This is a genomic window from Streptomyces aurantiacus (assembly GCF_001418335.1).
GTDB classification, from domain to species: Bacteria; Actinomycetota; Actinomycetes; order Streptomycetales; family Streptomycetaceae; genus Streptomyces; species Streptomyces aurantiacus.
Genome location: NZ_LIPP01000296.1, coordinates 1 through 5944 on the forward strand (window position 1 = coordinate 1; position 5944 = coordinate 5944).

General features: G+C 69.4%; 2 protein-coding genes and 1 tRNA gene. 2 read left to right on the forward strand and 1 reads right to left on the reverse strand.

Going from position 1 to position 5944, the window contains the following annotated elements:
* Positions 1-381: 381 nt before the first annotated feature.
* Positions 382-1479, reverse strand: a complete 1098-nt coding sequence (locus AOK01_RS31815) for an ABC-2 transporter permease (protein WP_190851288.1) — start codon at positions 1477-1479, stop codon at positions 382-384.
* A gap of 169 nt (positions 1480-1648) precedes the next feature.
* Here AOK01_RS31815 and hrpA point away from each other — a divergent pair, with 169 nt between their 5' ends.
* Together hrpA and AOK01_RS31825 are read left to right on the forward strand one after the other, a co-directional pair.
* Positions 1649-5683 carry an ATP-dependent RNA helicase HrpA gene (gene hrpA / locus AOK01_RS31820; RefSeq protein WP_055517756.1) on the forward strand — a complete coding sequence of 1345 codons (4035 nt, stop codon included), beginning with the start codon at positions 1649-1651 and terminating at the stop codon, positions 5681-5683.
* A gap of 93 nt (positions 5684-5776) precedes the next feature.
* Positions 5777-5851: transfer RNA gene (locus AOK01_RS31825), tRNA-Asp, on the forward strand.
* The last annotated feature ends 93 nt before the right edge of the window (positions 5852-5944 follow it).

A 5944-nucleotide genomic window follows, 5' to 3' on the forward strand; every position in this document is an offset into this window, starting at 1 on the left:
TGAGGCACTCCCCGCAGCCGCGACACGACCGGGCGGGGGCGTGCCGGTATGTCACAGCCCGCCGCCTAGGGCCCTTCTGATGGATCTCCGTGGGGAAGGAGCGGCGTTCGGTGCGTGCTCTCGGCGTGCCGGGCACAGGCCCGCGTACTGGACGTACTTGGGTCTGTGCCCGGTGCGGCGAGAGGGCGTGCCGGGCGTCGCGACGCCGCGGAGATCCATCAGAAGGGCCCTAGAGCTCACGCAATCGACGCCCACCCCACAAGCACCGGGCCGTACGCCCGGTTGCGGCGGGTTGGACGTACCGGCACGCCCCCGCCCCACCCACCCACCGTCCGGCGGGCGGGCGGGCGGTACTGGTCGGAGGCAAAAGCCCGCCAGGCGTCAAGCGGCCGCTTCGCCCGCCGAAGGTGCCGTGGTCTCGGCGTGTGCCGGGGCATCGGTTCGGCCGCCCGGGTGCCGGTGCCGCCAGATCCAGAAGACCGCGCAGGACACCAGCGCCCAGCCCCCGAGCACCAGGAACGGGAACACGTGCTGGTGCCCGGGGAAGTACACCGCCGTGTGCTGGGCGTTGACCGACCCCCCGGGCGGCAGCCAGCGGCCGATGACGCCGAGCGGCGACGGCAGCAGGGGCCAGGAGACGGCGCCGCCCGAGGACGGGTTGCCGAGCAGGACCATCAGCCCCCAGGTGGGAAGCATCGCCCAGCGCCCGAACAGGGTGTTGAACATGGTGAAGACCATGCCGGACGTGAACATGGTCAGCGCGAGGATCAGCCAGGACTCCACGAACGGCAGATCCAGGGCGCCGAGCAGCCAGTCGACCACCGCCGCGATCACGAACCCGCCGAGCAGGGCGTACGCGACCGTGAACGCGATCCGTTCCAGCGGGTTCAGCGCCCGCGCGTGCACGCTGAGCTGGATCGCCCCGACGAAGCCGATGATCACGGCCGCCAGGGAGATGTAGAAGATCGCGAGCCCGCGCGGGTCGCCCTCCTGCAGTGGCTTGATGTCCCGGACCGTGACCGCCACCCCGGTGGCCTTGCCGACGGCCGGCGCGGCCTTCTCCAGCACCTCCGCGACCGAGGCCCCGGACGCCCCCGAGACATCGAAGACCAGCGCCTTGCCGGAGTCCCGCGCGTCGAGGATCGCGAAGACCTTCTGGTCGTTCATCGCCTCGACGGCCGCCGCCCTGCTGTCGTACGGGTGGATCTTCAGGGAGGCGTCGAGCGCCTTCTCCATCCCGTCGAGGAAGGCCTTGCCCCGCCCCTCGTCGTACGCGCCCACTGTCGCGGTCGGCACATGGCGCGGGGTCGGATCCGCCATGGAGTACGTGTACGAGCCCGCGAAGAGGCCGGCCGCGGCGGCGAGGATCAGCACCAGCACCGACGCGGGAAGGAAGGGGGACTCCTTGAAGGAACTCCAGCGTTCACGGCGCGTGGGCGGCCTGCCATGGGCACCGTGCGGCTGCGGCATCTCGGACATACGCCCACGCTAAAGGGACGGAAGGGATATTTCTCCACAACAAGCGCACCGGCCGCCCTCTCGGAACCCGCTCGGAACCCCGCCGGGAACCCCCTCGGAACCTCCTGAAGCCGGTCCGCCACAAAAGCGTTCGCCCCGCGTTTGCCCGAGGTGAGATCCTGGACCGCGTATGTCTACGCACCCTGCCCCCGCCCTCGGCGATCTCGCCTCCCGTCTGGCCGAGCTGTCACTGCGCGACGCGCACCGGCTCGGGCGCAGGCTGGAGGGCGCGCGCCGGATCCGCAAACCCGAGGCCCGCGCCGCCGTCACCGCCGAGATCGAGACGGAGGTGGCCAGGGCCGAGGTCCGCATGGCCGAGCGGCGCGGCCTCGTGCCCACCGTCTCGTACCCCGAGCAACTGCCCGTCAGCCAGAAGAAGGACGTGATCGCGGACGCCATCCGTGATCACCAGGTCGTCATCGTCGCGGGCGAGACCGGCTCCGGCAAGACGACCCAGATCCCCAAGATCTGCCTCGAACTGGGCCGTGGCGTCCGCGGCATGATCGGGCACACCCAGCCCCGCCGTATCGCCGCGCGCACCGTCGCCGAGCGGGTCGCCGAGGAGCTGGACACCCCGCTGGGCGAGGCCGTCGGCTGGAAGGTCCGCTTCACCGACCAGGTGAACCCGGACGGCACCTTCGTCAAGCTGATGACGGACGGCATCCTGCTCGCCGAGGTCCAGACGGACCGCGAGCTGCGCGCGTACGACACGATCATCATCGACGAGGCCCACGAGCGGTCCCTGAACATCGACTTCCTGCTCGGCTATCTGGCCCAGCTGCTGCCGAAGCGGCCGGACCTCAAGGTCGTCATCACCTCCGCGACGATCGACCCCGAGCGCTTCTCCAGACATTTCAGCGATGCCCCGATCGTCGAGGTCAGCGGACGCACGTACCCCGTGGAGGTGCGCTACCGCCCCCTCCTCGAAGAGGAGGGCGACGACTCCGACCGCGACCAGATCACCGCGATCTGCGACGCCGTCGAGGAGCTGCAGGGCGAGGGCAAGGGCGACATCCTCGTCTTCCTCTCCGGCGAGCGGGAGATCCGCGACACGGCCGACGCGCTGGAGAAGAAGAAGTACAGATTCACCGAGGTACTCCCCCTCTACGCCCGGCTCTCGCACGCCGAGCAGAACCGGGTCTTCCAGTCCCACACCGGGCGCAGGATCGTGCTGGCCACGAACGTCGCAGAGACCTCCCTCACCGTCCCGGGCATCAAGTACGTGATCGACCCGGGCACCGCCCGCATCTCCCGGTACAGCCACCGCACGAAGGTCCAGCGGCTGCCCATCGAGGCGATCTCGCAGGCCAGCGCCAACCAGCGCAAGGGCCGCTGCGGACGGACCAGCGACGGCATCTGCATCCGTCTCTACTCCGAGGACGACTTTTTCGCCCGGCCGGAGTTCACGGACGCCGAGATCCTCCGTACGAACCTGGCGTCCGTCATCCTCCAGATGACCGCGGCCGGGCTCGGCGAGATCGAGAAGTTCCCCTTCATCGACCCGCCGGACCACCGAAACATCCGGGACGGCATCCAGCTCCTCCAAGAGCTCAACGCCCTGGATCCCGCGGAGAAGGACCCCCGCAACCGCCTCACCCCGACCGGCCGCAAGCTCGCCCAGCTGCCCGTCGACCCGCGCCTCGCCCGCATGGTCCTGGAGGCCGACAAGAACGGGTGCGTACGCGAGGTCATGGTGATCGCGGCGGCACTCTCCATCCAGGACCCGCGCGAGCGGCCGGCCGAGAAGCAGACACAGGCGGACCAGCAGCACGCCCGCTTCAAGGACGAGACGTCCGACTTTCTGGCGTACCTCAACCTCTGGCGGTACGTGCGCGAGCAGCAGAAGGAGCGCGGCTCGTCGTCGTTCCGTCGCATGTGCAAGCAGGAGTATCTGAACTTCCTGCGCATCCGCGAGTGGCAGGACATCTACACGCAACTGCGCACGGTCGCCAAGCAGATGGGCCTCCGCATGGAGGAGCCCGCGGCGGGTGCGGCGGGTACTGACGCACCCGACCAGCAGGTCCATCTGTCCCTCCTCGCCGGCCTGCTCTCCCACATCGGCATGAAGGACGTGAAGGAGTCAGGAACAGGGACAGGGAAGGACGCCGGGAAGGACGGCGGGCGCGAGGGCGGCAGGAGCACCACGAAGAACGAGTACGTGGGCGCCCGCAACGCCAAGTTCGCGATCTTCCCCGGCTCGGCGCTCTTCAAGAAGCCCCCGCGGTTCGTCATGTCCGCCGAGCTCGTCGAGACGTCCCGGCTGTGGGCCCGCGTCAACGCGCGCATCGAGCCCGAGTGGATCGAACCGCTCGCGGAGCACCTGCTGAAGCGCACGTACAGCGAGCCGCACTGGGAGAAGGACCAGGCGGCGGTGATGGCGTACGAGAAGGTCACGCTGTACGGCGTACCGATCGTCGCCCACCGGAAGGTCAACTACGGGCGTATCGACCCGGAGATCAGCCGCGAGCTGTTCATCCGCAACGCGCTCGTCGAGGGCGACTGGCGTACGCACCACAAGTTCTTCGCCGACAACCGCCGCCTCCTCACCGAGGTCGAGGAGCTGGAGCACCGGGCGCGGCGCCGGGACATCCTGGTCGACGACGAGACGCTCTTCGACTTCTACGAGGAGCGGGTGCCCGAACACGTCGTGTCCGGCGCCCACTTCGACTCCTGGTGGAAGCACAAGCACAAGGAGGAGCCCGAACTCCTCGACTTCGAGCGCTCGATGCTCATCCGGGAGTCGGCCGGGGCGGTCACCAAGGACGACTATCCGGACGCGTGGCGGCAGGGGCGGCTGAAGTTCCCCGTCACGTACCAGTTCGAGCCGGGCGCCGACGCGGACGGCGTGACCGTCCACGTTCCGCTCCAGGTGCTGAACCAGGTCACGGACGACGGCTTCGAGTGGCAGATCCCGGGCCTGCGGGAGCAGGTGGTCACCGAGCTGATCCGTTCCCTCCCGAAGCCGATCCGCCGCAACTACGTGCCCGCGCCCGACTTCGCGAGACGGTTCCTGGAGCGGGCGGTACCGCTCCAGGAACCCTTGACGGTGACGCTGGCACGCGACCTGAAACGCATGGTCGGAGTGCCACTGACCGCCGACGACTTCGACTGGTCCAGGCTTCCCGACCATCTGAGGATCACCTTCCGGATCGTCGACGAGCGGCGGCGCAAGCTGGCCGAGGACAAGGACCTGGAGGCCCTGAAGCTGCGGCTGCGGCCGAAGGCGCGCCAGGCGATCTCGCAGGCCGCCGCGGCGACCGCCGAGCGGGCGGGCGGGGAGTCCCTGGAGCGCTCGGGGCTGACCGACTGGACCATCGGCTCGCTCAGCCGCGTCTTCGAGACGCGCCGGGCGGGCCAGCCGGTGAAGGCGTTCCCGGCACTGGTCGACGACGGACCGGCGGCGAACACCGTCTCCGTACGCCTCTTCGACACCGAGGCCGAGCAGCAGCAGGCGATGTGGAAGGGCACGCGGCGGCTCATCCTGCGCAACATCCCGGTGAATCCGGCGAAGTTCGCGTCGGACAAGCTCACGAACGCGCAGAAGCTGGCCCTGTCCGCGAACCCGCACGGATCGGTCCAAGCCCTGTTCGACGACTGCGCCACGGCTGCCGCGGACCGGCTCATCGGCGAGTTCGGCGGCCCGGCCTGGGACGAGGAGTCGTACCGGAAGCTGTACGAGCGGGTGCGCGCGGAGATCGTCGACACGACGGTCCGCACCGTCGGCCAGGTCGAACAGGTGCTGGCCGCCTGGCAGGCCTGTGAGCGCCGCCTGAAGGGCGTACGGAGCGCTGTGCTCCTCGCCAACCTGACGGACGTACGCACGCAGCTGGACGCCCTCGTGCGGCCGGGCTTCGTCACGGCGACGGGTCTGCGGCGGCTGCCGGACCTGATGCGCTATCTGGTCGCGGCGGACCGCCGGCTCCAGCAGATGCCGACGAACGTCCAGCGGGACACGAGCCGGATGGAGAAGGTCCACGAGATGCAGGACGAGTACGCCTGGCTGCTGGAGCAGCTGCCGCAGGGCCGCCCGGTCCCCTCGTCCGTCCTGGACATCCGCTGGATGATCGAGGAGCTGCGCGTCAGTTACTTCGCGCACGCGCTGGGCACGGCGTATCCCGTCTCCGACAAGCGCATCGTGAAGGCGATCGACGCGGCCGCACCGTAACGGCGCCCGCACACCGGGTGAGTTCGCCCGGTGGGCCCACCCTCCTGTAGAGTCCTGTCTCGCAGCGCAACGCAAAATCGCACTGCGAAACAAGGTCCTGTGGAGCAGCTTGGAGTGCTCGCCACCCTGTCAAGGTGGAGGCCGCGGGTTCAAATCCCGTCAGGACCGCACAGCAAAGAAGGCCCCGCATCCTCAAAGGATGCGGGGCCTTCTTCATGCCCTGCGGACAGACGCGCCCCAAAAGGGGCGCGGGGAACGGCG